The organism is Mycobacterium sp. NGS24, assembly GCF_059813065.1.
This window is the reverse complement of record NZ_JCALDW010000003.1, coordinates 175,129-201,133: the sequence shown is the minus strand read 5'-3', so window position 1 is coordinate 201,133 and position 26,005 is coordinate 175,129. Positions and strand designations below refer to the sequence as shown.

Annotated in this window: 31 protein-coding genes; 10 read left to right on the top strand and 21 right to left on the bottom strand. The window is 67.1% G+C overall.

What is annotated here, in order from left to right; genetic code table 11:
• Positions 1–2: 2 nt before the first annotated feature.
• Together AC5Y6Y_RS06440 and secY are read right to left on the bottom strand one after the other, a co-directional pair.
• Positions 3–548, bottom strand: a complete 546-nt coding sequence (locus AC5Y6Y_RS06440) for an adenylate kinase (RefSeq protein ID WP_463825864.1) — start codon at positions 546–548, stop codon at positions 3–5.
• Positions 545–1,870 carry a preprotein translocase subunit SecY gene (gene secY, locus AC5Y6Y_RS06435; RefSeq protein WP_463825863.1) on the bottom strand — a complete coding sequence of 442 codons (1,326 nt, stop codon included), beginning with the start codon at positions 1,868–1,870 and terminating at the stop codon, positions 545–547. The genes AC5Y6Y_RS06440 and secY overlap by 4 nt, the downstream gene beginning before the upstream one ends.
• A gap of 296 nt (positions 1,871–2,166) precedes the next feature.
• On the opposite strand from secY, the gene AC5Y6Y_RS06430 reads away from it, so the two are divergent.
• Positions 2,167–3,111 carry an SAM-dependent methyltransferase gene (locus AC5Y6Y_RS06430; protein WP_473139305.1) on the top strand — a complete coding sequence of 315 codons (945 nt, stop codon included), beginning with the start codon at positions 2,167–2,169 and terminating at the stop codon, positions 3,109–3,111.
• A 2-nt stretch (positions 3,112–3,113) separates the two neighbouring features.
• Positions 3,114–4,040, top strand: coding sequence for a class I SAM-dependent methyltransferase (locus tag AC5Y6Y_RS06425; RefSeq protein ID WP_463825861.1), 927 nt, complete (start codon positions 3,114–3,116; stop codon positions 4,038–4,040).
• Between the two features lie 8 nt (positions 4,041–4,048).
• Here AC5Y6Y_RS06425 and AC5Y6Y_RS06420 read toward each other — a convergent pair whose 3' ends face one another.
• Positions 4,049–4,714: a GNAT family N-acetyltransferase gene (locus AC5Y6Y_RS06420; protein WP_463825860.1), complete on the bottom strand. Its 666-nt coding sequence runs from the start codon at positions 4,712–4,714 to the stop codon at positions 4,049–4,051.
• A gap of 49 nt (positions 4,715–4,763) precedes the next feature.
• Positions 4,764–6,119, bottom strand: a complete 1,356-nt coding sequence (locus tag AC5Y6Y_RS06415; RefSeq protein WP_473139306.1) for a xylulokinase — start codon at positions 6,117–6,119, stop codon at positions 4,764–4,766.
• A gap of 30 nt (positions 6,120–6,149) precedes the next feature.
• Here AC5Y6Y_RS06415 and AC5Y6Y_RS06410 point away from each other — a divergent pair, with 30 nt between their 5' ends.
• Both AC5Y6Y_RS06410 and AC5Y6Y_RS06405 read left to right on the top strand, forming a co-directional pair.
• Positions 6,150–7,130, top strand: coding sequence for an NAD(P)-dependent oxidoreductase (locus AC5Y6Y_RS06410; RefSeq protein ID WP_473139307.1), 981 nt, complete (start codon positions 6,150–6,152; stop codon positions 7,128–7,130).
• Positions 7,127–7,780 (top strand): L-fuculose-phosphate aldolase, encoded by a 654-nt coding sequence (locus AC5Y6Y_RS06405; RefSeq protein WP_473139308.1) that lies wholly within the window; start codon positions 7,127–7,129, stop codon positions 7,778–7,780. The genes AC5Y6Y_RS06410 and AC5Y6Y_RS06405 overlap by 4 nt, the downstream gene beginning before the upstream one ends.
• 175 nt (positions 7,781–7,955) lie before the next feature.
• Here AC5Y6Y_RS06405 and AC5Y6Y_RS06400 read toward each other — a convergent pair whose 3' ends face one another.
• Positions 7,956–8,810, bottom strand: coding sequence for a helix-turn-helix transcriptional regulator (locus AC5Y6Y_RS06400; protein WP_473139309.1), 855 nt, complete (start codon positions 8,808–8,810; stop codon positions 7,956–7,958).
• Between the two features lie 73 nt (positions 8,811–8,883).
• Here AC5Y6Y_RS06400 and AC5Y6Y_RS06395 point away from each other — a divergent pair, with 73 nt between their 5' ends.
• The 3 genes from AC5Y6Y_RS06395 to AC5Y6Y_RS06385 all read left to right on the top strand — a co-directional run bounded on the left by AC5Y6Y_RS06395 (position 8,884) and on the right by AC5Y6Y_RS06385 (position 11,484).
• A complete protein-coding gene (locus tag AC5Y6Y_RS06395) occupies positions 8,884–9,531 on the top strand; it encodes a class I SAM-dependent methyltransferase (RefSeq protein WP_473139310.1) in 648 nt (215 codons plus the stop codon).
• Positions 9,532–9,606: 75 nt separating this feature from the next.
• A complete protein-coding gene (locus tag AC5Y6Y_RS06390; protein ID WP_473139311.1) occupies positions 9,607–10,560 on the top strand; it encodes a class I SAM-dependent methyltransferase in 954 nt (317 codons plus the stop codon).
• A 9-nt stretch (positions 10,561–10,569) separates the two neighbouring features.
• A complete protein-coding gene (locus AC5Y6Y_RS06385; RefSeq protein ID WP_473139312.1) occupies positions 10,570–11,484 on the top strand; it encodes a class I SAM-dependent methyltransferase in 915 nt (304 codons plus the stop codon).
• Here AC5Y6Y_RS06385 and sppA read toward each other — a convergent pair.
• A complete protein-coding gene (sppA, locus tag AC5Y6Y_RS06380) occupies positions 11,481–13,277 on the bottom strand; it encodes a signal peptide peptidase SppA (RefSeq protein WP_473139313.1) in 1,797 nt (598 codons plus the stop codon). The two genes, AC5Y6Y_RS06385 and sppA, sit on opposite strands and share 4 nt — an antisense overlap.
• A gap of 59 nt (positions 13,278–13,336) precedes the next feature.
• Between sppA and AC5Y6Y_RS06375 the strand changes: the two genes are divergently transcribed.
• Positions 13,337–14,263, top strand: coding sequence for an LLM class flavin-dependent oxidoreductase (locus AC5Y6Y_RS06375; protein WP_473139314.1), 927 nt, complete (start codon positions 13,337–13,339; stop codon positions 14,261–14,263).
• Here AC5Y6Y_RS06375 and rplO read toward each other — a convergent pair.
• The 10 genes from rplO to rplN all read right to left on the bottom strand — a co-directional run bounded on the left by rplO (position 14,260) and on the right by rplN (position 18,473).
• Positions 14,260–14,700 carry a 50S ribosomal protein L15 gene (gene rplO, locus AC5Y6Y_RS06370; RefSeq protein ID WP_463825850.1) on the bottom strand — a complete coding sequence of 147 codons (441 nt, stop codon included), beginning with the start codon at positions 14,698–14,700 and terminating at the stop codon, positions 14,260–14,262. The genes AC5Y6Y_RS06375 and rplO overlap by 4 nt on opposite strands.
• A complete protein-coding gene (rpmD, locus tag AC5Y6Y_RS06365; protein WP_463825849.1) occupies positions 14,697–14,879 on the bottom strand; it encodes a 50S ribosomal protein L30 in 183 nt (60 codons plus the stop codon). The genes rplO and rpmD overlap by 4 nt, the downstream gene beginning before the upstream one ends.
• Complete coding sequence (gene rpsE / locus AC5Y6Y_RS06360; RefSeq protein WP_463825847.1) at positions 14,876–15,559, bottom strand: 30S ribosomal protein S5; 684 nt, start codon at positions 15,557–15,559, stop codon at positions 14,876–14,878. The genes rpmD and rpsE overlap by 4 nt, the downstream gene beginning before the upstream one ends.
• Positions 15,560–15,596: 37 nt before the next feature.
• Positions 15,597–15,965, bottom strand: a complete 369-nt coding sequence (rplR, locus tag AC5Y6Y_RS06355) for a 50S ribosomal protein L18 (protein ID WP_463825988.1) — start codon at positions 15,963–15,965, stop codon at positions 15,597–15,599.
• Positions 15,966–16,006: 41 nt separating this feature from the next.
• Entirely contained in the window at positions 16,007–16,546 is a 540-nt protein-coding gene (gene rplF / locus AC5Y6Y_RS06350) for a 50S ribosomal protein L6 (RefSeq protein WP_463825845.1), read from the bottom strand.
• 14 nt (positions 16,547–16,560) lie between these two features.
• Positions 16,561–16,959, bottom strand: coding sequence for a 30S ribosomal protein S8 (gene rpsH / locus AC5Y6Y_RS06345; RefSeq protein ID WP_463825843.1), 399 nt, complete (start codon positions 16,957–16,959; stop codon positions 16,561–16,563).
• A gap of 73 nt (positions 16,960–17,032) precedes the next feature.
• Positions 17,033–17,218 carry a type Z 30S ribosomal protein S14 gene (locus tag AC5Y6Y_RS06340; RefSeq protein ID WP_011739072.1) on the bottom strand — a complete coding sequence of 62 codons (186 nt, stop codon included), beginning with the start codon at positions 17,216–17,218 and terminating at the stop codon, positions 17,033–17,035.
• A gap of 3 nt (positions 17,219–17,221) precedes the next feature.
• Entirely contained in the window at positions 17,222–17,785 is a 564-nt protein-coding gene (rplE, locus tag AC5Y6Y_RS06335) for a 50S ribosomal protein L5 (RefSeq protein ID WP_463825840.1), read from the bottom strand.
• A 1-nt stretch (position 17,786) separates the two neighbouring features.
• The gene (gene rplX / locus AC5Y6Y_RS06330) at positions 17,787–18,104 is read right to left on the bottom strand and encodes a 50S ribosomal protein L24 (protein WP_473139315.1); all 318 of its coding nucleotides are present in this window, start codon (positions 18,102–18,104) and stop codon (positions 17,787–17,789) included.
• On the bottom strand, positions 18,105–18,473 hold the full coding sequence (rplN, locus tag AC5Y6Y_RS06325) for a 50S ribosomal protein L14 (protein ID WP_036352708.1): 369 nt from the start codon (positions 18,471–18,473) through the stop codon (positions 18,105–18,107).
• Positions 18,474–18,717: 244 nt separating this feature from the next.
• On the opposite strand from rplN, the gene AC5Y6Y_RS06320 reads away from it, so the two are divergent.
• A complete protein-coding gene (locus tag AC5Y6Y_RS06320) occupies positions 18,718–19,794 on the top strand; it encodes an NAD-dependent epimerase/dehydratase family protein (protein WP_473139316.1) in 1,077 nt (358 codons plus the stop codon).
• On the opposite strand, the gene AC5Y6Y_RS06315 is transcribed toward AC5Y6Y_RS06320, so the two are convergent.
• Positions 19,757–20,941, bottom strand: coding sequence for a flavin-containing monooxygenase (locus tag AC5Y6Y_RS06315; RefSeq protein WP_463825834.1), 1,185 nt, complete (start codon positions 20,939–20,941; stop codon positions 19,757–19,759). The two genes, AC5Y6Y_RS06320 and AC5Y6Y_RS06315, sit on opposite strands and share 38 nt — an antisense overlap.
• Positions 20,920–21,888, bottom strand: a complete 969-nt coding sequence (locus AC5Y6Y_RS06310; protein WP_463825832.1) for a DUF4436 domain-containing protein — start codon at positions 21,886–21,888, stop codon at positions 20,920–20,922. Before AC5Y6Y_RS06310 ends, AC5Y6Y_RS06315 begins: the two co-directional genes overlap by 22 nt.
• 415 nt (positions 21,889–22,303) lie before the next feature.
• Here AC5Y6Y_RS06310 and pstS point away from each other — a divergent pair, with 415 nt between their 5' ends.
• On the top strand, positions 22,304–23,437 hold the full coding sequence (gene pstS, locus AC5Y6Y_RS06305; RefSeq protein ID WP_473139317.1) for a phosphate ABC transporter substrate-binding protein PstS: 1,134 nt from the start codon (positions 22,304–22,306) through the stop codon (positions 23,435–23,437).
• Positions 23,438–23,455: 18 nt separating this feature from the next.
• Here the strand turns inward: pstS and AC5Y6Y_RS06300 are convergent, their stop codons facing one another.
• From AC5Y6Y_RS06300 to AC5Y6Y_RS06290, 3 genes are all read right to left on the bottom strand, one after another.
• On the bottom strand, positions 23,456–24,379 hold the full coding sequence (locus tag AC5Y6Y_RS06300; protein ID WP_473139318.1) for a DUF4436 domain-containing protein: 924 nt from the start codon (positions 24,377–24,379) through the stop codon (positions 23,456–23,458).
• Positions 24,380–24,460: 81 nt separating this feature from the next.
• A complete protein-coding gene (locus AC5Y6Y_RS06295) occupies positions 24,461–25,354 on the bottom strand; it encodes a formylglycine-generating enzyme family protein (protein WP_473139319.1) in 894 nt (297 codons plus the stop codon).
• Positions 25,355–25,358: 4 nt separating this feature from the next.
• Positions 25,359–26,000: a hypothetical protein gene (locus tag AC5Y6Y_RS06290; RefSeq protein ID WP_463825824.1), complete on the bottom strand. Its 642-nt coding sequence runs from the start codon at positions 25,998–26,000 to the stop codon at positions 25,359–25,361.
• Positions 26,001–26,005 lie beyond the last annotated feature (5 nt).

The following is a 26,005-nucleotide window of genomic DNA, read 5'->3' as shown; positions in this document are numbered from 1 at the left end:
GGCTATTTGCCCAGGGCTTGCAGTGCGCGCGCGAACACCTCGTCCAGGGAGCCCACGGCGTCGACGGTCTTGAGCTCGTCGCTGTAGTAATCCAGCAGCGGCGCGGTCTCCTCGCGGTAGACCTTGAACCGGTTGCGGATGACTTCTTCGGTGTCGTCGTCGCGGCCCCGGTCGGTGAGCCGCTTCAGCAGCTCCTCCTCGGACACCCGGAACTCGATCACCGCATCGACGTCGGTGTTGCGCCGCTGCAGCATGTCGTGCAGCGCCTCGGCCTGCGCCACCGAGCGCGGGTATCCGTCCAGGATGAAGCCGTCGGCCGCGTCCGAGTCGTCCAGCCGGTCATCGACGAGCTGGTTGGTCAGCTCGGAGGGCACCAGGTCGCCCGCGTCCAGATACCGTTTGGCCTCCAGGCCCAGCTTGGTGCCATCTTTGATGTTGCTGCGAAACAGGTCCCCGGTGGAGATATGTGGAACGCCCAGTTTTTGCGCCAGCTTCTCGGCCTGCGTCCCCTTGCCCGCCCCCGGCGGCCCGAGCAAAACAACTCTCACTTGAGGAATCCTTCGTAATTGCGCTGCATGAGCTGACTCTCGATTTGTTTGACCGTATCCAACCCGACGCCGATCATGATCAGCACCGCGGTACCCCCGAAGGGTAGATTCTGGATCCCCCCGCTGTTGCCCATCTGTAGGAACACGTTGGGCAGCACGGAGATCACGCCGAGGTAGATCGAGCCCGGCAGGGTGATGCGGCTCAGCACATAACGCAAATAGTCGGCGGTCGGTCGGCCGGGACGGATACCGGGAATGAAGCCGCCGAACTTCTTCATTTCGTCGGCACGTTCGTCCGGGTTGAAGGTGATCGACACATAGAAGTACGTGAAGAAGATGATCAAACTGAAATAGATGCCGACGTAGACGGGGTTGCTCGGGTCTGACAGATAGCTGCCGACGAACTTGTCCCACCAGCTGTGCCCGCTCCCGGCGCCGCCGCTGCGCACCAGCTGGGTGATCAGGTTCGGGATGTAGATCAGCGAGGACGCGAAGATGACCGGGATGACGCCGGCCTGGTTGACCTTCAGCGGCAGGTACGTCGACGTTCCGCCGTACATTCGCCGGCCCACCATGCGCTTGGCGTACTGCACCGGGATGCGTCGTTGGCCCTGTTCCACGAACACCACGCCGACGATGATGAGCAGCGCGGCTCCCAGCACGGCGGCGAAAATCATGCCGCCGCGACTCTGCAGGATCTGGTTGCCCTCAGCGGGAATGCGGGCGGCGATGCCGACGAAAATCAGCAACGACATGCCGTTGCCGATCCCGCGTTCGGTGATCAGCTCGCCCATCCACATGACCAGCGCGGCGCCGGCGGTCATCACCAGCACGATCACGATCTCGGCGAAGATGCTCTGGTCGGCAAGGATGTCCAGCGAGCAGCCCTGGAGCAGGCCACCGTTCGCCGCCAGCGCCACGATGCTGGTGGCCTGCAGGATGGCCAGCGCGATCGCCAGATAACGCGTGTACTGCGTCATCTTCGCCTGCCCGGACTGACCTTCTTTGCGGAGTTCCTCGAAGCGGGGAATGACCACGGTGAGCAGCTGGACGATGATGCTCGCGGTGATGTACGGCATTACGCCCACCGCGAAGACTGTCAGCTTGAGCAGCGCACCGCCGGAGAACAGGTTGATCAGCGAATAGATCTGTCCGGCCTGGCCGCCGCTGGCTTCCTTGATGCACTGCTGGACATTGGGGAAGTTGACACCCGGAGACGGTAGCGCGGCGCCCAGCCGGTACAGCACCACGATGCTCAGCGTGAACAGGATCTTTCGTCTCAGGTCGGCTGTCCGCAGCGATGAGATGAAAGCCGAAAGCACTCTTCCTCCTGCGCAGCCGAACTCTGGTCGCGGCATGCCAACCGGGATTGGCCGGCTGGGTCCTTTTCCTAATCATTCCTGGGTTATTCCGCATGCACGTGCCTAATACCAGCAGGCCAGGACGTAGGACCGGCCACGATGCAAGCGCGTCAAACCGTGTACGAGACTAACAGCTAACCGGCGCAGCTCCGTCCACGGCACCACACGTCGTCGCCCGGTGCCACCTGTGCGGCGTAGAGTCTGGGGAGCTCGTTACATTGGCTAAGTAATAGAAACCTGTTTGCGGGGAGATGTCGATGACCCAGCTGGGTAGTGCCCGATTCGAGGGCGACACGTGGGATCTGGCGTCCAGTGTCGGGTTGACGGCCACCATGGTCGCGGCGGCGCGCGCCGTCGCCGCGCGGGACGCCGACGGTGCCGGCGCAGTAGCCGCCGACCACTTCGCCGAGCCGCTGGTCCGGGCCGTAGGTGTCGACTTCTTCTCCCGGTTGGCCGGGGGCGAGCTGGACCTGTCCGATCTCGACGAGGAAACCGCCACCGCAACAGCGCATTTCGCCAACGCCATGGCTGTTCGCACCAGGTTCTTCGACGACTTCTTCGCCGCAGCGACGGCGACCGGCATCCGGCAGGCCGTCATCTTGGCCGCCGGTCTGGACTCCCGCGCCTACCGGTTGCCCTGGCCGGCGGGCACCACGGGGTTCGAGGTCGACCAGCCCGCGGTGATCGAGTTCAAGACCGCCACGCTGTCCGGCTTGGGCGCCGAACCGACTGCGGACCGACGGACGGTGGCGGTCGATCTGCGCGAAGATTGGCCGGCCGCGCTCCGCGCGGCGGGCTTCGATCCCACCCAGCGCACCGCCTGGATCGCCGAGGGGTTGCTGGGGTATCTGCCGGCTGAGGCGCAGGACCGCCTGCTTGACCAGATCACCGCGCAGAGCGCGCCGGGCAGCCGGTTCGCCACCGAGGGTCTGCTGGACATCAACGAACTCAACGAAGACGAACTCCGGCGCCGGATGCGTCGCCACAATGAGCGCTGGAGCCGGCACGGCCTCGACTTCGACATGGCCGCGCTGGTCTACTTCGACGACCGCACCGATGCGGGGACCTACCTGTCCGAACGCGGGTGGCAGACGACCACCGCGAGCAACGCCGAGCTGTTCACCACGCACGGGCTGCCGCAGGCGCAGGGTGACGACGCCCCGTTCGGCGAGGTGGTCTTCCTCAGCGCGGAGCTGCGGTAACGATGTCCCAACCGGAGTCACAGCGATCCACCGGCGACAGCTGGGATCTGGCGTCCAGTGTGGGCGCAACCGCGACGATGGTTGCCGCCGCCCGGGCGGTGGCCAGCGAGCAGGACAACCCCGTCATCACCGACCCGTTCGCCGCACCGCTGGTGCGAGCCGTCGGGCTGGATTTCTTCACCCGCCTGATCGACGGTGAGGTCGCCGAAATCGCCGCCGACGACTCCCGCCGACGCGAGCTGACGTTGATGGCCGAGTCGATGGCCGTCCGCACCCGCTTCTTCGACGAGTTCTTCCTCGACGCCGCCCGCTCCGGCGTCCACCAGGCGGTGATCCTGGCGGCCGGCCTGGACGCGCGTGGCTACCGGCTGCACTGGCCGCGGGGCACCGTGGTCTATGAGATCGACCAGCCCAAGGTGATCGAGTTCAAGAACGCCACCATGTCGGAGCTGCGCGCCACCCCGTCGGCGCATCGCAAGGCGGTGAGCGTCGATCTGCGCGACGACTGGCCGGCAGCGCTGCGACGCAGCGGGTTCGAACCGTCGCGGGCCACCGCCTGGAGCGCCGAGGGCTTGTTGATGTATCTGCCACCCGACGCCCAGGACCGGCTCTTCGACAACATCACCGAGCTCAGCGGGCCGGGCAGCCGGGTGGCTACCGAATACCATCCCGAGTCCACGGTGCCGATGGCTGACCGCGCCCAGGAGTTCAACCGGCGCTGGGCCAATCTGGGCTGCGACATCGACCTGTCCGGGCTGTTCTACGTCGGCGAGCGCAACAACGTCGTCGACTACCTCACCGGGCACGGCTGGCAGGTGCGCACCCGGCCCCGCCGGGATCTGTACGCCGACTACGGGCTGGTCTTCCCGGACGAACCCGAGGTGGGCCAGTTGCGCGACATCGTCACGGTGACTGCGACGCGCGAATAGCGTTGCGGCTATTCGGGATTGGCCGCCGGCGCCCGGACCACCATCGGTACTGCCGGGAAGGCCCACGCCATCTCCGAGCGTGATTTGCGCAGCGCCGCGGTGCCGTAACCCTTCTTGCGGTGCTCGGGGTGGATCCAGATCCGCACATTCACCTCACCGTGCAGCAGCTCCCCGAAGACCATGCCCACCTTCTCGCCGGAGTCCACGGCGACGAACCAGGCCGCCTCCTCGTCGCGCAGCCGGCCCAGAGCCGCCCGGATCTCGTCGTCGATGGCGCCGGCCGGGGCGCCCGAGCCGTCCCCGGCGAACTTGATCTCCTCCGTTCGCGCGGTGAAGATGTCGCGGTCCTCCACTGCGGAGAATGCCCGCAGCTCCAGGGTCTCCCCCGAACTCGCCGGCCGCTCCTTGGCAGCAAAGCTGAGCTGTTTGTTCAGGTCGTCGAGCTCGGCCAGGGTCTTTGCGCGCGCATCCTGGGTGAGCTGCTCGAACGACATGCTCATCACGGCCTCGGCCGCCAGATGCGAGGTACCCAGCAGCTCGACGATGGCCTCGACCGCGGCCGGTTTGTTCTTCGCCGCCACTATCGCATCAGCAACCTCGTGCCGGCGTTCCAACGCGGCCAGTAGGGTATCGGCGATCTCTCGACGGATGGCGGTCTGGTCGTGGTCAGTCATCGCATAAGCGTAGAACGCCGCCCACCGATGCGCGCCACCAATCCGCCCGTCATACCAATCGCGATCGACTGAGCTCCAGGAACCGGCGATACCGGTCCTTGGTCGGCCCCACCCAGTCCGGCCGCGGCTCGACGACGTGCTCGACCCGCGCCCAGCGGCCTGCGTCGGTGATCACCGACTCCAGTCCGACAGCCATCCGGGCCAGGAAAGCCGCCCCCAGGGCCGCCCCCTCAGCGACCGCGGACAGCTGGACGGGCCGACCCGTGACGTCGGCAATGGCCTGCATCCAGGGCTGCAGCCGAGTGCCGCCGCCGGAGGCGATGATCCGCCGCACCGGCGCGCCGCTCAGTTCCAGCATCTGCCGGACGACGAAGCCGGACGCCTCGTAGGCGGCGCGCCGAAGGGCCGCGGCGTCGTGCGTCAGGTCCACGCCGTCGAGCAGGGCACGCCGGTCCGGATCGTGGAACGGGGTGCGCTCGCCACGGATGTAAGGCAACCACACTGGAACCCGACGCGGGTCACACGACATCGGATCAGCTTGTGCAACAACACGATCCACCCATCCCAGGAACATGCCACCGGCGTTGCTGGCACCGCCGATCATGCTCTTGCCGGGCGCGGTGTGCGGGATGGTCCACAAGCCCGGCACCTGCCGGGCGGCTGAAATCGTCGTCCATACGATCAATGTCGTGCCACAGAGCACCAGCACGTCGCCGTCCTGATCGGCGCCGGCGACGATCTGTTCACACAGCGCGTCGATGGCACCGGTCGCCAGTACAGCGGTGTTCTGCGCGTCGCCGTGCAGGTGACTGATCGGTGCACCGAAGGTCTCCACCCGGGGCATCTGCTCGGTGCCGGCGCCGCGCTGGGCGCACTCCGCCGCATTCCACCCCGCCCCGTCGAACAACGGCAATGAGGTGATGGCCGTTGCGAAGTCGATCACCGGCTGTCCCGCCAGCGCATGATTGGCAACTGCGGGCGCCGGCCAGTAGCCGGCGGCGTCCGGCGCCTGCGCGGCCGTCCAGCGCAGGAATTCGGCGGCCTCCCCCACCGCGGGAACGGGTTGTTCGGGAGCGTCGACCACCCGGCCGCGGCTGTCGCCGTACAACAGGCCCGGGGTGAGTGGCCGGCCGGCCGCGTCGACAGCGGTCATCGACGGCACCATCGACGCGACGGCCACCGCCCGGACTCGCCCGGCCCCAGCTTCGGTCACCCGGTGCAGGGCGACCACCGGACCCTGTCGCCACGCCTCGTCCGCGTCGTGTTCCAGTTGGTCCGGTTCGGGCACGCGGAGCTGGTGCGGAATGCGGGCCCGCGCCACTACGCGGCCGTTCTCGTCGGCCGCAACCGCCTTGACCGCCGTGGTGCCGACGTCGATGCCGATTGTGACGTCTTCGCGTGACACGGGCGCCACGGTACGCCAGCATTGGCAGACGTGACCCCTCGACCGCGTGCCCTGGTGACCGCTCCGCTGCGCGGACCGGGTTTCGCCAAACTGCGGGAGCTGCTCGACGTGGTGTACGACCCCTGGATCGAGCAGGTGCCGCTGCGCATCTACAGCGCCGAGCAGCTGGCTGAGCGGATCACCGCCGAAGCCGCCGAAGTCCTTGTGGTGGAAAGCGATTCGGTACAGGGTCCGGTGCTGGAATTGGGCCTGCGCGCGGTCGCGTCCACCCGTGGCGACCCGAACAATGTGGATGTCGCCGGTGCGACGGCGGCCGGCGTCCCGGTGTTGTACGCCCCGGGCCGCAACGCCGATGCGGTCGCCGAGCTGACGGTGGCCCTGCTGCTGGCCGTCACCCGCGCATTGTTGACCGCGGATGCGGATGTGCGCAGCGGCAACATGTTTCGCGATGGCACCATCCCCTATCAGCGCTTCCGCGGGGCTGAGATCGCGGGGCTCACCGCCGGGTTGGTGGGCCTGGGCGCCGTCGGCCGGGCCACCCGGTGGCGGCTGGCCGGCCTGGGTCTGCGGGTCATCGCGTGCGATCCGTACAGCGACGAGGCCGGGCACTCTTTGGGCGAGTTGCTGGCCGAGTCCGACATCGTCTCGCTGCACGCACCGGTCACCGAGGACACCACCGGGATGATCGGCGCCGAGCAGTTCGGTGCCATGCGGGACGGCGTGGTGTTCCTCAACACCGCACGCGCCCAACTGCACGACACCGATGCACTGGTCGATGCGCTGCGCAGCGGCAAGGTCGCCGCCGCCGGGCTGGATCATTTCGCGGGCGAGTGGCTGCCGGCCGATCACCCCCTGACCGGCATGCCCAACGTCGTACTCACCCCGCACATCGGCGGGGCCACCTGGAACACTGAGGCCCGGCAGGCGCAGATGGTTGCCGACGACCTGGAGGCACTGCTGTCCGGCGCCACGCCCGCCCATATCGTCAACCCGGAGGTGCTGGGCTCATGAAGTTCGTCGAGGACGCCGAAGTGGCGGTGCTCGCGGCGGCCAAGGACATGCTGCGCCGCGGACTGGTCGAAGGCACCGCCGGCAACATCTCGGCCCGCCGCTCCGACGGAAACCTGGTGATCACACCGTCGTCGGTGGACTATGCCGACATGGCACTCGACGACCTGGTGCTGGTCGACCCGGACGGCGCCGTACTGCACGCCAAGGACGGCCGGATGCCGTCCACCGAGCTGCAACTGCATCTGGCGTGCTTTGCGGCATTCGACGACATCGGCAGCGTCATCCACAGCCATCCCGTCTGGGCCACCATGTTCGCCGTGGCACACCAACCGATTCCGGCCTGCATCGACGAGTTCGCGGTCTACTGCGGCGGGGACGTGCGCTGCGCCGAGTACGCCGCGTCGGGTACCCCCGATGTCGGCACCAACGCGGTCAAAGCCCTGGCGGGACGCGGCGCGGCCCTGATCGCCAATCACGGCCTGGTGGCCGTCGGCCCCCGGCCGGCCACGGCGTTGCACATCACCGCACTCGTCGAGCGGACCGCGCAAATCGCCTGGGGTGCGCGAGCTCTGGGGGGTCCGGTGCCGGTGCCCGAAGAGGTCAACCGCAACTTCGCCGGCGTGTACACCTACCTGCGCGCGAACTCCTGAATCGCCGTACGCGGCTTAACCGAGACGCACCGGCAGCGACCCGTACACCGTCATGATGTTGGCCAGGTTGGGCAGCTGCATCCGGGGTTCGCCTATCTCGATATCGTTGGTATGACACCGCGGCCCCCATGTCGAACAGTGTTCGAGTCCGCGGGTCAATGAACCGATCCGCCGGTCACCGGCGGTGCGCTGACGCCCGGAACTGCCGAGGCGGACCGCCGTGGGTGCGGCCGAACAGCCTGCTGAAATATCCGGGATCGGGTATGCCGACCCGTCTGGCGACCTCGCCCACCGGGAGATCCGTATCGGCCAGCAACTCGCGAGCCTCGGCCATGCGGCGCTCGATGATCCATTCCTGCACGGTGCGTCCGGTGCGCCGGCGCACGATCGTGGTCAGGTGCCCGGGCGTCATCCCGACCTCGCCCGCCACGTCCCGCAGTGACAATGGTTCACCGTGTCGACGGTCGATCACCGCGAACACCTCTGCCAGCAGCGGTTCGCCGCTACGCCGCAGATCGGCCACCACGTCTTTGGCCAGGCGCGCCAGTTCGATCAGCAGCAGGGTCAGGTGCGCCAGGACCGCTTGCCGATAGCCGTCCTGGCGCAGGGTCAGCTCGGTCTGCATCGACTGGATCGCCTCATCCCACGCCGGTCGCCGGTCCGGGGGCACCTTCAGACACAGCACCCCACCCGTCCGGCCGTGCAGGAACGGGAACAGCAGCGGATGGGCCTGCCACGCCGGCCACGGGGACCGCGCGTCCTCTCCGAGGGCGGACGGATCGAAGAACACCGCGAATCCCTCCTCAGCCGGCGCTACCTGCGCGGGGTCGAGCACCTTGCCGGGAGCGACGACGCGCACCAATCCGGCCGCCGGCGCGTACCAGAGCGCCGGAAAGTCGTGGATGTGCGGGTGCGGCTCGACGAGCTGATCGCGCCGGGCTATTGAGACCGGGGGCGTGTCCGGATCACTGCGATACCGGTAGACCGGAACGCCTCCACGATGCTGACTGAGTCGAGTTGGGGCGGTCATCTAACCGAAGATAGTCCTAATTTCGACGAGAATCGACCAATGATGCTTGCGCTCAATACGGAACAATAGTGACATGACCAAACATCATCCACCTGACTACTTGCCTGCCACTGGCCTACCCGGCCTGCTGCCCGCGTACGACCTGATCGCACGGGTACTGGGATTTCGCCGCGTCTATGCCAGGCTGATCACGCACGCCGAACTCCGCGACGGCCAGCGGGTATTGGAAATCGGTTGCGGCACCGGCAATGTCCTCATCGCGGCCAAACGCTCGCACCCCGGGATCGACGCGGTGGGGACCGACCCCGACCCGCAGATACTGGACCGCGCGCGACGAAAGGCACACGGGCTGAGCGGCATTCGGTTCGAAGAAGGTTATGCCCAGCAGCTACCCTGCGCCGACGGCGAATTCGACCGGGTACTGTCCTCGATGATGCTGCACCACCTCCCCGACGACGCGAAACCTGCTGCCGCTGCCGAGATCTTCCGTGTGTTGCGGCCTGGCGGCAGCCTGCACCTGGTCGATATCGGCGGTGAGATGACCGCCCCGCCAGGCCCGATAGCCAGCCGGATGAGGAGCAACCACCACGCCGCCGGCAATCTCGGCGACGCGATTCCACGCCTGCTGGATACGGCCGGGTTTGACTGCGCGCAGGTCGCCACCCAGTCGCACCGCCTGCTCGGGCAGCTGGTGTATTACCGGGCCAGCCGCCCGGTCTGACCGCCGGCGACGCCCCGTTCGAGCTTTTGTTATATTGGCTAAGTATCAGTGAGTCCCCCGGATCGAGGAACCCGCATGACTGCCAGCACCGCACGGTACGACGGAGACACCTGGGATTTGGCGACCAGCGTCGGGGTGACCGCGACCATGGTCGCCGCCGGCCGCGCGATGGCCACGCGTGCCGAGAATCCGCTGATCAACGACCCGTTCGCCGAACCGCTGGTACGGGCGGTCGGCGTGGATCTGCTCAGCCGCCTGGCGACCGGTGCGACCACCGTCGCCGAACTCGACAGCGATCCGCAGCGCCCGTTCAGCGGGGTCGCCAACGTCGCGGAGAACATGGCCGTGCGCACCAAATTCTTCGACGAGTTCTTTCTGGAGGCGACGCGGGCGGGCATCAAGCAGGCTGTGATCCTCGCCTCCGGCCTAGACGCCCGGGCTTACCGGTTGACCTGGCCGGACCAGACCGTGGTCTACGAGATCGACCAGCCGCAGGTCATCGAGTTCAAGTCGCGCACCCTGGCCGAGTTGGGCGCGACCCCCAGTGCCGACCGGCGCGCCGTGTCCGTCGACCTGCGCGACGACTGGCCGACCGCGTTGCGTCAGGCGGGATTCAACCCCGCCCTGCCCACCGCGTGGAGCGCGGAGGGACTGCTGGGGTACCTGCCGCCGGAAGCCCAGGACCGCCTGCTGGACACCATCACCGAGCTCAGCGCGCCGGGCAGCCGGCTGGCCACCGAGGGCATGAACCGAACCGAGCCCGTCGACGAGAATGACCTACGGCAGCACATGGAAAAGGTCTCCGAACGCTGGCGCGCGCACGGATTCGACATCGACATGGGTAATCTGATCTACCTCGGTGAGCGCAACGAAGTCGCGGCGTACCTCACAGCTCATGGCTGGCAGATCACCACCATCGCCCTGCCGGAGCTGCGTGCGGCCAACGGTCTCCCGCCTGCCGTGGTGGAGGAGGATGCGCCCGCCGTCGAGATGCTCTACGTCAGCGGTACCCTGCCCGAGGACCACTAGGAGACATTGATGCCACGCGCTCACGACGACAACTGGGATCTGGCGTCCAGCGTCGGCGCCACCGCGACCATGGTCGCGGCCGGGCGCGCGATGGTCACGAACACGCCCGGCGGGTTGATCGACGACCCGTTCGCCGAACCGCTGGTGCGTGCCGTCGGGGTGGATTTCTTCACCAAGATGATGGACGGCAAACTCGACCCCGAGACGTTCGAGAACATCAACCCGGCACGGGTGCAGGCGATGATCGACGGAATGGGCGTGCGCACCAAGTACTTTGACGAGTACTTCGCGCAAGCCACCGACGCGGGGGTGCGACAGGTCGTGATCCTGGCGTCCGGACTGGACGCACGCGCCTACCGGCTGCCGTGGCCCGCCGGGACAGTGGTCTACGAGATCGACCAGCCACAGGTGATCGAGTTCAAGACCACCACCCTGGACGACCTCGGTGCTACGCCCACCGCAGATCGGCGGACGGTCGCGATCGACCTGCGCGGCGACTGGCCGACGGCGCTGCGGGCGGCGGGGCTTGATCCGACCCAACCGACGGCATGGCTTGCCGAAGGCCTACTGATCTACCTGCCGCCGGACGCCCAAGACCGGTTGTTCGACAACATCATCGCGCTGAGCGTCCCCGGAAGCACCATCGCAACCGAATTCGTCCCTGGCATAGTGGATTTCGATACCGATAAGGTTCGTGAGATGTCGGGAAGCTTCCGCGATCACGGCGTGGACATCGACATGGCCTCGCTGGTCTACTCCGGCGAGCGCAATCATGTCGTCGACTACCTGCGCGCCAGGGGCTGGGACACCGATGCGGTGACCCGCACCGAACTATTCGAACGACACAATCTGACGGTCCCCGCGCCCGAGAACAACGACCCGCTCGGCGAGATCATCTTCATCAGCGCGCGACTGACGGCCTAGAACCGCGCCTGCCCCAGCCACAGCACGCTGGCACCGCTGACCTTCTGCTCCAGTTGATCGACCATGCCGAGGACCGAACGCGTGAGCAACGCCCCGACAGCGTCGGGCAACGACGCCGCGCCCGGCTGCGAGGACGCCCGTGGCCGCAGCAGGTCCAGCAACGACGAGCCCGGATAGCTCACGATCCGCGCCGGCACGTCCGGGTCGAGGCCGGCGAGCACCTTGGCCCGGCGCACCGCGGTCCGAAAGCCGCCCAACTCGTCGACCAGACCCCGCTCGAAGGCATCGGCGCCGGTCCAAACCCGGCCGCGGGCAACGACATCCACGTCCTGAGTGGTCAGATTGCGGCCCTGCGCGGCGCGTTCGACGAAGTCGGTGTAGAACAGGTCGGCCTCGGCCTCCCGATGCGCCTGCTGCTCGGGGGTGAACGGCGCGTCGATCGACCAGGCGTCGGCATTGGCATTGGTGCGCACGGTTTCCGACGCGACCCCGAGTCGGTCCTTGAGGTCCCGCACCACCAACTTGCCGGTGATGACGCCGATGGATCCGGTGATGGTGCCGGGATTCGCCACGATGGCATCGGCGCCCATCGACACGTAGTACCCGCCGGACGCGGCGACCGATCCCATCGAGGCCACTACCGGCTTGCCGCGCTCGCGTGCGCGTTTGACCTCGCGCCAGATGCTCTCCGACGCCGTCACGGACCCGCCGGGGCTGTCCACCCGCAGCACGATCGCCGAGATGGCGTCATCGGCCGCCGCCTCCCGCAGCGCCGCAGCGATCGTGTCGCCGCCGGCATTCGACGGCCCCAACGGCAGGCCCTGCGGCCCGCCCCGGCCGTTGACGATGGCACCCTCGACGGTGACCACGGCAACCGTCGGCTTGGGCCGGCGTCCCGGGATCGACGGCACCGGCGGCGACAGCCGCGACCGCGCCGAGCCGGCATAGCGGGCCAGATACATCCGCGGCGGCGTCTCATCCGGGTCGGCATCCGCGCGATCAGACGAATCATGGTGCGCATCAGTCAGTTCCGCGATGCGCGCATATGCCTCGTCGCGGAATCCGATCCGGTCCACCAGCCCGGAGGCCAGCGCGTCGTCACGCAGCAGCGGAGCGCGATCGGCCAGCTCGTCCAGGGCGCCGGCATCGATCCGGCGCGACTCGGCGACGGCCTGCCACACCTGATCCTGCAGACTCTCCAGCATGCGGGTCACCGCTTCGCGATGGGCGTCGGTGAAGCCGTCCTCGGTGAAAAGGTTTGCCGCCGACTTGTATTCGCCGCGCGCGATGAACTGGGCCTCGATGCCCGCTTTGGCCAGGGCATCGCGCAGGAACATCGCGTTGCTCGCGAAGCCGATCAGCCCGACCTCACCCGAAGGCTGCATCCAGACCTCACGGAATGCCGACGCCAGGTAATAGGACAGCGTGCCCGGGAAAGTCTCCGCCCAGGCCAGCGACGGCTTGACGGCACTGAACGCAGCGATGGCGTCCCGCAATTCCTGGACCGCGCCGATCGGTGACGGGGACAGCTGCACGCGGGCGATCAGCCCGGCGACGCGCGGGTCTTCGGCGGCACGGTGAATCGCGGCGACCGCCTCGCGCAGCGGCAGCTGCCGGCCGCCGCCGCTGATGATCGTGAGCGGGTCGAACCCGGTGGTCTCCGGCGGCATGCTGCGCAGGTCGAACTCGAGGACGCACCCGTTGGGTATGCCGTGGTGACGGGCGGTGTCGACCCGGTCGACCAGCGCCCGCACGTCGTCGACTCCGGGCAGGTTAGGCAGAAAGGCGAACATGTTCTGCAGCGTACCGATCGGTACCGACCCGCCTGGCCGGCACCGGTAGCGTGCTAGCGGTGAGGTTCGCCATCTCGATCCCCCAACTCGGCTCGCCGGACTTCGACACCGCGCAGTTGCAGGACTACCTCGCCCGCGCCGAAGAACTGGGTTTCGAGGGCGGGTGGACCCTGGAACAGGCCATCGGCGGGTCAGCCCTGCTGGCGCCCCTCGAGGTGCTGGCCTATGCCGCGGCGTGCACCCGGCGGCTGCGCCTGGGGGTGGCCGTGCTGGTGACGTCGCTGCACGATCCGCTGCAGCTGGCCTCAGCCGTGACCGCCGTCGACCGGCTCAGCGGCGGCAGGCTCGACCTCGGCGTGGTCGCCGGCGGAGGTTCGCGCCGGTTCGGCGCTTTCGGCATCGAGAAGTCCACGCATGTCCGGTATTTCACCGAGGGGCTGGAATTGATGCGCGCCGCCTGGTCCGACGAGCCGACGGTGAACTTCCACGGCCGGTTTCGCGACGTCGACAATCTGCCGATCCAACCCAAACCCGTGCAACGGCCGCATCCACCGATCTGGTTCGGCGGACGCGCCCCCGCCGCCCTGGCCCGCGCGGCCCGCCTAGGCGATGCGTTCATCGGCGCGGGGTCGTCGACCACCGCCGCGTTCGCCGAAGCGGTGCGCATCGTGCGCTCTGAACTGGCCGGCCAAGGCAGAGATCCCCGGCGGTTCACCATCGCCAAACGCGTCTACGTGATGGTCGACGACGACGCCGAGCGTGCCCGCGACACAGCGCTGGCCGGGCTGTACCGCATCTACGGCGAGAGGTCCGGCCTGGAGGCGGTCGCGGTGACCGGCACCCCGGCGCAGGTGGCCCACGGGCTGTCCGAGGTCATGTATGCGGGCGCGCAGATGTTGCTGCTCAATCCCGTCGGCGCTGACGTTGCGCAGGACCGCGAGCAGATGGAACGGCTTGCCCTGGAAGTGATTTCGCGGCTGGGTTAGAGCTCGGTGGCCGAACCGCCCGCAGCGGTGATCTTCTCGCGGGCGCTGCCGCTGAACTTGTGCGCGGTCACCTCGACGCCGACGGTCAGCTTGCCGTCGCCCAGCACCTTGACCAAGCTGTTCTTGCGAACGGCACCCTTGGCCACCAGCTCGTCGACGCCGACCGTGCCGCCCTGCGGGAAGAGCCGGTTGATGTCACCGACGTTGACCACCTGGTACTCGGTGCGGAACCGGTTGCGGAAGCCCTTCAGCTTGGGCAGTCGCATGTGGATGGGCATCTGCCCACCTTCGAAGGTGGCCGGCACGTTCTTGCGGGCTTTGGTGCCCTTGGTGCCGCGGCCCGCGGTCTTGCCCTTGGAACCCTCACCGCGACCGACACGCGTGCGCGCCGTCTTCGACCCGCGCGCAGGCTTGAGGTCGTGCAGTTTGATGGTCACTTGGCCTCCTCCACCTCAACGAGGTGACTCACCACGGCGATCAGACCGCGCGTCTGTGCGTTGTCCTCACGGATCACCGAGTGGCTGATCTTGCGCAGGCCCAGGGTGCGCAGGCTCTCGCGCTGCTTCCAGCGCGCCCCGATGGTGCTGCGCACCTGAGTGATCTTCAGTTGACTCATGGTTGTGCTCCCGCTTCTCGGTTCTGGGAGGCACTGGCCAGCGCATCGCTTTCGCGGCGCGCCTTGAGCATCCCGGCCGGGGCGACATCCTCGATCGGCAGACCGCGCCGGGCGGCCACCTCCTCGGGGCGCTGCAGCATCTTGAGCGCGGTGACGGTGGCGTGCACCACGTTGATCGCGTTGTCACTGCCCAGCGACTTCGCCAGAATGTCGTGCACGCCAGCGCATTCCAGCACCGCGCGGGCGGCGCCACCGGCGATCACACCGGTACCCGGGCTGGCCGGACGCAGCAGCACGACGCCGGCCGCGGCCTCCCCCTGCACCGGATGCGTGATGGTTCCGCGGATCAGCGGGACCCGGAAGAAGCCCTTGCGGGCCTCCTCGACACCCTTGGCGATGGCCGCCGGGACTTCCTTGGCCTTGCCGTAGCCGACGCCGACCATGCCGTTGCCGTCACCGACGATGACCAGGGCGGTGAAGCTGAACCGCCGACCACCCTTGACCACCTTGGAGACGCGGTTGATCGCGACGACCCGCTCCAGGTAGTTGCTCTTGTCGCCGTCACGGTCGCGGTCGCGGCCACCCCGGCCACCACCGTCGCGCCGGCCTCGCCCATCGCGGCTGTCACGGTTGTCCGGGCCCCGGTTGTCTGCCGAGCCTCCAGCGGACTGCTCCGCCATTATGCGGTCCTTCCGTTTATCAGGCTTGCGTTGTTCATCAGAATCGCAATCCGTTCTCGCGGGCGGCATCGGCCAGAGCCGCGATTCGTCCGCCGTAGGTGTAGCCGCCGCGGTCGAATACCACGGAGTCGACGCCGGCAGCCTTGGCCCGCTCGGCGATCAACTGGCCGACCCGCACGCTGCGGGCCTTCTTGTCCCCGTCCAGTCCGCGAACGTCGGCTTCGATGGACGAAGCCGCGGCCACGGTGGTGCCGTTGAGGTCGTTCACCAGTTGCACGTGAATGTGCCGCGACGACCGGTTCACCACGAGGCGGGGACGCTCCGCGGTGCCGGAAACCTTCTTGCGCAGCCGTGCGTGCCGGCGCAGCCGGGACACCCGCCTGGTAGCGGATACGTTCTGCCCCACTGTCTTTCGCGCGTCGGATGCAGTCTGTGATTGCGCCATGACTACTTACCTGTCTTTCCGACCTTGCGGCGGATCTGCTCACCCTCGTAGCGCACGCCCTTGCCCTTGTAGGGGTCGGGGCGGCGCAGGCGGCGGATGTTCGCCGAGATTTGGCCGACCTTCTGCTTGTCGATCCCAGAGATCGTGAACTTGGTGGGCGCCTGCACCGCGAACGTGATGCCCTCGGGCGCCTCGATCACCACGGGATGGCTGTAGCCGAGCGCGAACTCCAGGTTGGTTCCCTTGAGCTGCACGCGGTAACCGACGCCGTGGATCTCCATCTTGGTGGTGTAGCCCTCCGTCACACCCGTGACCAGGTTGGCCACCAGGGTGCGGGACAGCCCGTGCAGCGAGCGGTTCTGCCGCTCGTCGTTCGGCCGGGCCACCACGATGGCGCCATCGTCGTTGCGCGACACCGTGATCGGGTCGGCGACGGTCAACTCCAGGGCGCCCTTGGGGCCCTTGACCGAGACGTTCTGGCCGTCGATGGTGACGTCGACTCCGGACGGGACCGGAACCGGTTGCTTACCGATACGTGACATGTCTGCTTACCCCCTTACCAGACGTACGCGAGGACTTCGCCGCCCACGCCCTGCCTGGCTGCCTGGCGATCGGTGAGCAGACCCGAGGACGTCGAGATGATCGCCACACCGAGGCCACCGAGCACCCGCGGCAGATTGGTGGACTTGGCGTACACCCGCAGACCGGGCTTGGAGACGCGCTTCAAGCCCGCGATGCTGCGCTCGCGGCTGGGTCCGTACTTGAGCTGCACCACCAGCGACTTGCCGACCCGAGCATCCTCGGTGTGGAAGTCGGTGATGTAGCCCTCGCTCTTGAGGATCTGGGCGATGTTCGCCTTGATCTTCGAGTGCGGCAGGCTCACTTCGTCGTGGTACGCCGAGTTGGCGTTGCGCAGCCGCGTCAAGAAGTCTGCGATCGGATCCGTCATAGTCATCGGGCGCTACTCCTCTTCGTCGCTGCGCTCCGCATCGTCGTCATCGCGGTCATGATCAAGTCCCTACGTCCCGTCACCAACTGCTCTTCTGCACGCCGGGCAGCTCACCCGCATGCGCCATTTCGCGCAGGCAGATCCGGCACAGCCCGAACTTGCGGAACACCGCGCGCGGACGGCCGCACTTGCTGCAGCGCGTGTAGCCGCGTACCGCGAACTTCGGCTTGCGTGCGGCCTTGTTGACCAATGCCTTCTTCGCCATTACTCAGTTCTCCTTGAACGGAAAGCCGAGGGCCCGCAACAGCGCTCGTCCTTCGTCGTCGTTCGTCGCCGAAGTGACGACGCTGATGTCCATGCCCCGCACCCGGTCGATCTTGTCCACGTCGATCTCGTGGAACACCGACTGCTCGGCGAGGCCGAAGGTGTAGTTGCCGACACCGTCGAACTGCTTGGGCGACAAGCCGCGGAAGTCACGGATACGCGGCAGCGCGATCGAGGTGAGCCGGTCCAGGAACTCCCACATCCGGTCGCCGCGCAGCGTGACCCGGGCGCCGATGGGCATGCCCTCACGTAATTTGAACTGCGCGATGGATTTACGCGCTTTGCGAATTTCCGGACGCTGCCCGGTGATCAGGCCCAGGTCGTTGACCGCGCCGTTGATCAGCTTTGCGTCGCGGGCGGCCTCGCCCACTCCCATGTTGACCACGACCTTGGTCACCGTCGGGATCTGCATCACGTTGGCGTAGCCGAACTGCTTGTGCAGCGCATCGCGAATCTCGTTGCGGTAGCGCTCTTTCAGGCGCGGCTGAGTTTTCTCTGCAGTGGTCATGCTAGATGTCCTTGCCATTGCGCTTGGAGATGCGGACCCGCTTGCCGGTTTCCTCGTCGACCCGGTAGGTGATCCGGGTCGGCTTGCCGTCGGAGTCCACCACCATCACGTTGGAGACGTGGATCGGAGCCTCCTGGGTGACGATGCCACCGGAGCGGGCGCCGCGCTGGTTGGTCGAGACAGCGGTGTGCTTCTTGATCCGGTTGACGCCTTCGACCAGTACCCGGTTGCGCTCCGGGTAGGCCTGGATGACCTTGCCTTTGGCGCCCTTGTCCTTGCCGGCGATGACCAGCACGGTGTCGCCCTTGTGGACCTTCATCTACAACACCTCCGGTGCGAGCGAGATGATCTTCATGAACTTCTTCTCGCGCAGTTCTCGGCCGACCGGGCCGAAGATGCGGGTGCCGCGCGGGTCGTTGTCGGGCTTGATGATCACCGCGGCGTTCTCGTCGAACTTGATGTAGCTGCCGTCGGGACGACGGCGTTCCTTGACGGTGCGCACCACAACGGCCTTCACCACGTCACCCCGCTTGACGTTGCCGCCGGGGATGGCGTCCTTGACCGTGGCGACGATGACGTCCCCGATGCCGGCGTAGCGTCGCGACGATCCACCGAGCACCCGGATGCACAAGATCTCCTTGGCGCCGGTGTTATCGGCGACCTTCAGCCGCGATTCCTGCTGAATCACTCGATCTCCTGACCTGGTTTTGACGTGTGCACGGCAGGAGAAACTCACCCAACGTGCGCGGTCTGTTCGTCACCGAAGAGCACGCAGGGCCAGCAGGTGCTCTCGCATGCCGGCCGAGGTCTGCCCAAGGCAACCCCCTGAGTCTAGGGGAAGGCCAGCTCAGCGCCAAATTGCGAAGTGAACGCCACCCGGCGGATCAGTGACGCCGGCGTTTGAGCCGCCCGGATCAGGCAATACGCCCCGCGTGCGAATAGTCATCACCGGAGCATCCGGCAACGTCGGGACCGCGTTGCTGCGCAGGCTGACAGCCGGTGGAGCAGACCACGAACTGATCGGCGTCGTGCGACGCCCACCACCGCCCACTGGGGTCTATCAGCGGGTCCAGTGGCACGCGATCGACCTCGCCGAGGCAGACTCGGCCGCCGAGTTGCCCGCCATCGTCGCGAGCGCCGACGCCGTCGTCCACCTCGCCTGGGGGTTCCAGCCCACGCGCAACACCGAGTATCTGACGCGCCTCGGCGTCGGTGGAACCACCAGGGTGCTCCAGGCGGCGCACTCGGCCGGGGTGGGCCAGTTGCTGCACATGTCGTCGGTCGGAACCTACGCGGCCGGACGCTACGGCGAGCGGGTGGACGAATCGTGGTCGACCAGGGGCATTCCGTCATCGCCCTACAGCCGCGACAAGTCCGCCGCCGAGGCCCGACTCGACGAATACCAGAGCACGCACGGCAAAGATGCTGTGCCGATCACCCGGATGCGGCCGGGCTTCATCGTGCAGCGTGCCGCCGCCAGCGGGTTGATGCGCTACGCGCTGCCCGGGTACGTGCCCATGCGCGTTGTACCCCTGCTGCCGCTGTTGCCCCTGGATCGCGGGTTGACCATCCCGTTGGTCCACGCCGACGATGTCGCCGACGCTTTCATCGCGGCGCTGGAGCGACGTGCCACCGGAGCCTTCAACCTGGCGGCCGAACCCCCGATCACGCGGCAGGACGTCGCGCAGGTGCTCGGCGCGCGGTCCGTGCATGTGCCCGCCGGCCTGCTGGGCACCCTGGTGGACCTCAGCTGGCGCGCCCGATTGCAGCCCATCGACCGGGGCTGGTTGGATATGGCGTTCGGCGTCCCGCTGCTGGACTGCTCGCGCGCCCGCGCCGAGCTGGACTGGAATCCGCGATTCTCATCGGTGCAGGCGCTTGCCGAGGTGATCGACGGGGTGGCCGGCGCGGCGCACACCGACAGCGCGCCGCTCCGCCGCCGGTCGATGTTCGAGCAGCTGTACCGCGACCTCACCAAGGGTCCGTTGAGCACCCGTCAGCTGCCCTGACCGAGCTGAGGTGGGCGGCGACGTCGGCGGCGAGGCCAGGGGCTCGTCTGCGGAACGACCGCAACGGGCCGATCAGCGGCTCCTCGTAGCCGGCGAACCACAATCCCGCTGCGGCGCTTGGTGTTCCATTCACCAGCGGCGCACCGTCTGCGTCGAGCACGCCGAGGTGACCGACCATCGACTCGAGTCCGCGCCGGTATCCGGTGGCGGCGATGACGACGTCGGGTCGCACCGTGGTGCCGTCCGTCAGCAACACGCTGTCGCCGTCGAATCGTTCGACGGCTGTCACGATCTCGATCCTGCCGCCTCTGACCTTGGTTACCAGTTCGTCCGCCACGGTGGGGATGCGACCGTCCTGGAGTAGCGCACTGTAGATCCCCTGCGCCGGGGCCGGCAGCCCGCGACCGCTCAAGTCGCCGAACCACAGGCGTTGCGCTACCGCGGCGGCGCGGTCCAGGACCGGCACCGGCAGATGACTGAAAGCACCGGTGAACGCATCGACAGGCAGTCCGGCGACTGCGCGCGGCACCAGATGCGGTGGTGTTCTGATAGCCATCCGGACCCGACCGGCGGCGCCGTCACACAGTTGCAGGGCAATGTCGGTGCCGGAATTTCCCGAGCCGACCACCAGGACGTCACGCCCGGCATAGGGCAGCGCGTTCTGGTAGTCGGCGGCGTGCAGGACGGCACCGGTGAACTGTTCGAGACCGGGCCAGGGCGGCAGCATCGGCGTGTGATAGTTGCCCGCAGCCACGATCACCGCTGTGGCAGTGAAGGTTTCGTGATCGGTCACCAGCCGCCACCTACCCGCGTCGCGGTCCAGCTGGTGCACCGTCACACCCAGGCGCAGTCGCAGGCCCTGACGCCGTGCGTACTCGTCGAAATAGCTGACCATGTCCTCGCGGCCCGGCCAACGCCCGTACCGGCGGGGAATGCGCTGACCCGGCAGATGGGACCAGAAGCCGCACGTGTTCAACCTGAACCCGTCGTAGAGCTGCCGCCACGACGATGCCGGGGTGTCGGCGCGGTCGAGCACGAGTGCGTCGATTCCCCGGTCGTGGCCCAGCTGGCGAGCCACGGCCATGCCGCACGGGCCGGCGCCGATGACGACGACCTGCTCGGAGCTCAGTCTCCCTGCCGTATCCACGCGCAGATATACAACGTCATCGCCACCACCAGTCCGATCAGCACCCACTGCACGATAGCCTGGTCGATCCAGGAACCGGGTGGTGGCGAGCCGGGCAGGAAATTGCGCAACGGCACCACGGCGAACAGCATCGCGGCATACCAACTGGCGATGGGCGGCAGGAACTTCCGTTTGTTGAGCAGCATCGGAATCGCCACCAGCAGCGCCAGGGTGGGCAGCGCGATCAGCACCAGGCAGATGCCCAGGTCGAAGATCAGCGGACCCTTTGCCCGCTTGAAGGTGATGACGACATTTCCGTTCTCCATAGTGCGTGACGTCGGCAACGCGGCGGGGTCGTGGACCCGGCTGACGCTGATGTCCCACCCGTCCAACGATCCGGTCACCTCGACGCGGGCCGGCACCTTCCGCAGGCCTTCGGCAAGGCTGACGAACGCATCTGCTGAGATCGGTTCAGTGCGATACGTGTCGAAGGGCCAGTTTCCGGGATCGCCGTGCGCCTCGACCGTGCTGGTGAGTTGGGCTGGAGCCTGCCCTTTCGGATAATGCAGGTCGCCCAGGTCGCTCGGCGGATACAGGCGCACGGCGACATCGGTGCCCAATACGTCGAAGCGGTTGTCGTACGCCGAAATTGCCGGATAAACAAGAACATTCACGGTAAGCCGGTTGGTGACAGGCTTCAGCTCCTCTAACCGCAGCTGCACGATCGTGGCATCGCCCCCGCCCTGGCTCAGGTCCAGCGGCGGTAGCGGCCCCGCTGACTTCTGCAGGAAGTGAACGCCGATCAGGGACAGGGCGTAGGTGATCACGACGAGCGTGACCACCCCGACGCCGATCAGGATGCGGGGTTTGTCCGGCTTCTTGCGGACCGGTTTCGTCTTTGCGGGCGGTTCGCCGGCCGCGTCTGGGGAGCTCTCCGCCGCCGGACCCGGCGGCGCTGCGGTGGTCATCGACCGCTACCAACCCAGACCTGCGTATCCGAGCCAACTCGTCGGGACACGGGGTCCGATGCTAGCGAACTCGTGCCGCCTGCGCGTCCCGGGTGAAGTAGCTTCACCCGCAGTCCATCTCGCGGTAATGCGCAGGTCGCTTTGCCTGCGGCCGAGGGGGCACACTCCCTGTGAGATCGGTGTGGGAATCATTGGGCTACAGACGGTTTGGCGACGCCCAGGACTGGTCGAACAGCCGCCGGACACCAGGGATTCATCCGGTGCCGACGGACGGTTCATGCACTGTTCGCTTGCGCACCGATTTCGGCGGTTGTAAATGTCAAGGTGCGTCGCAACCAGGACGACGGGATCGATTGCGCCGCTGCGCATCGCTGCGCGCGGCTGAAACCTCTGTTGTTCTCAAGGGAGCCATAGCATGAAGCGCCACCGACGTAGTGGGACGATGGCCGTGCTGGCCACGGGGGTGCTGGCCCTCGCGGGGTGCAGCAGCGCGGCCCATGCGACCCTGCCGTACACCAACGGAGCCAAAGTGGACTGTGGCGGCAAGCAGACGTTGACGGCCAGCGGGTCGACAGCGCAAACGTTCGCGATGCAGCGCTTCGTCGACGCCTACCAGACCGCCTGCCAGCAACAGACACTCAGATACGAAGCGATCGGGTCGGGCGCGGGTATCAGTGAATTCCTCTCCGGCAAAACCGATTTCGCTGGTTCGGACACGCCGTTGTCCGGTGATCAGTACGCCGCCGCCAAGCAACGCTGCGGCGGTGCCGACGCGTGGAACCTGCCCGTGGTGTTCGGCCCGATGGCCATCACCTACAACCTCCCGAACGTGGACTCGCTGGTGCTCGACGGTCCCACGCTGGCCAAGATCTTCAACGGCACCATCACCCGCTGGGACGACCCGGCCCTCACCGCGCTCAACGCATCCATGCCGGCAGCGGAGATCCGGGTCATCTACCGCAGCGACGCCTCCGGCACCACCCACAACTTCCAGTCCTATCTGCAGGCCGCATCCGGCGGCGCGTGGAGTCAAGGCGCCAGCAAAACGTTCAGCGGGGGCGTCGGCACCGGGGCGGTCGGCAACGACGGCACGGCGGCGCTGGTGAAGTCCACCGAGGGCGCGATCAGTTACAACGAACTGTCCTTCGCCCTCAAGCAGGGGCTCTACGCCGCGGAGATCAAGACCCCGGCGAGTCGCCGGTCGCTGCGGCCGGTCCGGATCGGCACCGACGCGCTCGGCAAGACCATTCGGGGCGCCAAGATCGTCGGCCGGGGAAACGACATCGTGCTGGATATCTCGTCGTTCTACAACCCCGCCCAACCCGACGTCTACCCGATCGTCATGGCCACCTACGAGATCGTCTGCTCCCGGTACCCCTCGCCCGATGTCGCGATGGCAGTCAAGGCGTTCCTGCAGGCGGCGATCGGCCCCGGCCAGGTCGACCTGAACCGGGTCGGTTACATCCCGTTGTCCCCGCAGTTCCAGGCGAGGGTCTCCGAGGCCGTGGACGCGATCAGCGCCCCCGGCGCCGCCCAGGCCGAAGAATGATCTGCCGACCCGGGCGGGTCAGTCCGATTGTCTTCGATACGCGAAGATGAACAGGGTCATCGCGACGATGAGTGCGAGCACCACCCACATCGTGATGGCCTGGTCAACCCAGGAGCCGGGCGGCGGCGAGCCGGGCAGGATGTTGCGCAACGGCACCACGGCGAACAGCATTGCCGCAAACCAGGAAACGAACGGAGGCAAGAATTTCTTCTTACCCAGGGCCATGGGAATCGATACCCACAACGCCAAGGCGGGTAACGCGATCAGCACCACGAGAATGCCCAAGTCAAATATGAGCGTGCCTTTGGATCGGTGCAGCGTAATGACGACATCGGTTGGTCGCTCTGCTGTTCCACTGTATTCGCCGGGAACACGCTTGACAGTGACATCCCAACCGTCGGGTGCTCCTACGACCTCGATACGGCCGTCTTCGACAGTGCGGTTGTCGCCGGTCCCAAGTATGACATCGGCTTGGACCAGGCCGGTGGTGTACGAGTCGAAGGGCCAGATCGCGGGATCACCTTCGGCCTCTATGACCGTGCTCGCTTGAGCCGGCGTCTTACCCACCGGGTACTGCAGGTCGCCTAAATCGTTCTCGGGGTACAGCTGCACCGTGATGGGCTGCGCGAGCGCCTTGTCTTTCAATTTCTCCTTTTCAGGAATGACAAGGACATTCACCGTCAGACGATTGGCGACCGTGTCCAGCTTCTCCAGTCGCACCTTCACCACGGTGTCATTGTTGGCTTCCAAGTCCACGTCTGGTGCGCCAGTGGACGTGGTCAGCAGGTGTACCCCCACCAGCGACAGCACATAGATCAGGATCACAGTGAGGACCACACCGATATCCACGAGGACGCGCTTTCCTCGGGCCCTCGCCTCGGATCCCGTCTGATCGGCCGGCATCGTCGGCGGCGGTGCGGTCGGCGGGGCCTGATGGCTCATCGGACGCAGCCTTTCATTAGCAAGGGCGAAGAAAGGCTATTGAAACTCATAGATTTTCCCGCCGCAATGCGCCACGCGAAATTATTCGACGCGGGTCGAATCCGCCGCACAGCGAAATCCGATGTGGGTTGTCGCGGTGTCCTGCGACTGCGGCGAGCGGGCCGCGGGACGGTACCGGTGACAGTATTCCGGTGCGCACAGATGCGAACCGCCTTTGAGCGTCTGGCTCACCGCGGGATCGGCCGGCCCGGCGGGGGCGCAGCAGGCTTTCGGGGGCTGGTCGGGTCGGTGGTGGGCGCTGAATTCTGTTGTGGTCCACTCCCACACGTTCCCGATCATGTCGAGCAACCCGAAGCCGTTCGGCGGGAAGGTACCCACCGGTGAGGACCCGACCCAACCCAGCGCGCCGTCGTTGCGGTACGGAAATCTGCCCTGCCAGGTGTTGGCCATCAACCGGCCGCCGGGCCGCTCGTCCGCGCCCCACGGGTAGGCGCTCACCGTCCCGGCTCGTGCGGCGTACTCCCATTCGGCCTCGGTCGGCAAACGCCGCCCGGCCCACCGCGCATAGGCCGCAGCATCGGGATAGGCCACCTGAACGACAGGGTGGTCGGCTTTGGCGGCCACCTCGCTGTCCGGGCCGAGCGGGTGCCGCCAGCACGCGCCCGGCGCCCAGTCCCACCACTGCCGCCAGTCGCGCAAGTCGACCGGGCCCGGTGTCGTCCGGAACACCATCGCGCCCGGACGCAACTCGTCCGGAGCCACACCGGGATACAGTGCGGGGTCCAGGGGTTGCTCGGCTACCGTCACATAGCCTGTGGCAGCGACGAATTCGGCGAACTGGGCATTGGTGACCGGGTGTTTCTCCAGCGCGAAATCAGCCACCGACACGGTGTGGATCGGCGCTTCCTCGGGATAGAAACTCGTTGACCCCATGCGGAAAGGTCCACCGGTCACTGCGACAAGCTCGGTCAGCACGTCTTCAGGGTATGACGACGGCGAAATCCTGCGTCAACGTGGATTTGGCTGCGCTGAATCCGGGGGAACCGGATCTGCCCTCGAGATGAATGGTCACCAGGTATTGCTTGGTGTTCGTCCAGATGTGGGTGACGCGGTCGGCGAAGTCGATCCCGCCGGAGGGCCCCTGCAGGGTGCCGGTGAGCTGTTCGCTGCTGAAACCACAGAACGGCGCGCCCGTCACCGATAATTTCAGACGCGGCGCCGTGCCGCCGACGCCGGCGGTATGGCGCAGGAAAGCGCTCTCCGGTTCCAGTTCCGTCGCGGTGATGGTCACCGTGGCGGACATGGCGTGCGGACCGGTCAACGTCAGCGCCGTATCCCCGTCGCCGGGTGCCGTGCTCCACCCGTCGGGGACGCTGATCGTGATGCGCGGCGCGGCCGGGTCGGCGACCGCGGCGACCGCGGCGGGGCCGTCCCCGTCCGGGGCCGCAGGGCAGACCAGCGTCTCGGGTGCCAGGTTCTCGGACTGGGTGGCCGCGATGCCCGGCACCGGCATCGCAGGGTCCGAATGCTGAGGCGGTGCGGCAGTCCCCCCGGTGTTCTGGCAACTGACGACCACCATCGAGATGCCCAGCAGAAAACCCAACCCGACCAGCCGACGCACCGCGG

Bases quoted from the DNA above. Each gene is read 5' to 3' on its own strand.
- AC5Y6Y_RS06430 (WP_473139305.1), top strand. From the start codon at position 2,167: ATGACCCAGCTGGGTAGTGCCCGATTCGAGGGCGACACGTGGGATCTG.
- AC5Y6Y_RS06425 (WP_463825861.1), top strand. From the start codon at position 3,114: ATGTCCCAACCGGAGTCACAGCGATCCACCGGCGACAGCTGGGATCTG.
- AC5Y6Y_RS06420 (WP_463825860.1), bottom strand. From the start codon at position 4,714: ATGACTGACCACGACCAGACCGCCATCCGTCGAGAGATCGCCGATACC.
- AC5Y6Y_RS06405 (WP_473139308.1), top strand. From the start codon at position 7,127: ATGAAGTTCGTCGAGGACGCCGAAGTGGCGGTGCTCGCGGCGGCCAAG.
- AC5Y6Y_RS06400 (WP_473139309.1), bottom strand. From the start codon at position 8,810: ATGACCGCCCCAACTCGACTCAGTCAGCATCGTGGAGGCGTTCCGGTC.
- AC5Y6Y_RS06395 (WP_473139310.1), top strand. From the start codon at position 8,884: ATGACCAAACATCATCCACCTGACTACTTGCCTGCCACTGGCCTACCC.
- AC5Y6Y_RS06390 (WP_473139311.1), top strand. From the start codon at position 9,607: ATGACTGCCAGCACCGCACGGTACGACGGAGACACCTGGGATTTGGCG.
- AC5Y6Y_RS06385 (WP_473139312.1), top strand. From the start codon at position 10,570: ATGCCACGCGCTCACGACGACAACTGGGATCTGGCGTCCAGCGTCGGC.
- sppA (WP_473139313.1), bottom strand. From the start codon at position 13,277: ATGTTCGCCTTTCTGCCTAACCTGCCCGGAGTCGACGACGTGCGGGCG.
- rpmD (WP_463825849.1), bottom strand. From the start codon at position 14,879: ATGAGTCAACTGAAGATCACTCAGGTGCGCAGCACCATCGGGGCGCGC.
- rpsE (WP_463825847.1), bottom strand. From the start codon at position 15,559: ATGGCGGAGCAGTCCGCTGGAGGCTCGGCAGACAACCGGGGCCCGGAC.
- rplF (WP_463825845.1), bottom strand. From the start codon at position 16,546: ATGTCACGTATCGGTAAGCAACCGGTTCCGGTCCCGTCCGGAGTCGAC.
- rpsH (WP_463825843.1), bottom strand. From the start codon at position 16,959: ATGACTATGACGGATCCGATCGCAGACTTCTTGACGCGGCTGCGCAAC.
- AC5Y6Y_RS06340 (WP_011739072.1), bottom strand. From the start codon at position 17,218: ATGGCGAAGAAGGCATTGGTCAACAAGGCCGCACGCAAGCCGAAGTTC.
- rplE (WP_463825840.1), bottom strand. From the start codon at position 17,785: ATGACCACTGCAGAGAAAACTCAGCCGCGCCTGAAAGAGCGCTACCGC.
- rplX (WP_473139315.1), bottom strand. From the start codon at position 18,104: ATGAAGGTCCACAAGGGCGACACCGTGCTGGTCATCGCCGGCAAGGAC.
- AC5Y6Y_RS06310 (WP_463825832.1), bottom strand. From the start codon at position 21,888: ATGACCACCGCAGCGCCGCCGGGTCCGGCGGCGGAGAGCTCCCCAGAC.
- pstS (WP_473139317.1), top strand. From the start codon at position 22,304: ATGAAGCGCCACCGACGTAGTGGGACGATGGCCGTGCTGGCCACGGGG.
- AC5Y6Y_RS06300 (WP_473139318.1), bottom strand. From the start codon at position 24,379: ATGAGCCATCAGGCCCCGCCGACCGCACCGCCGCCGACGATGCCGGCC.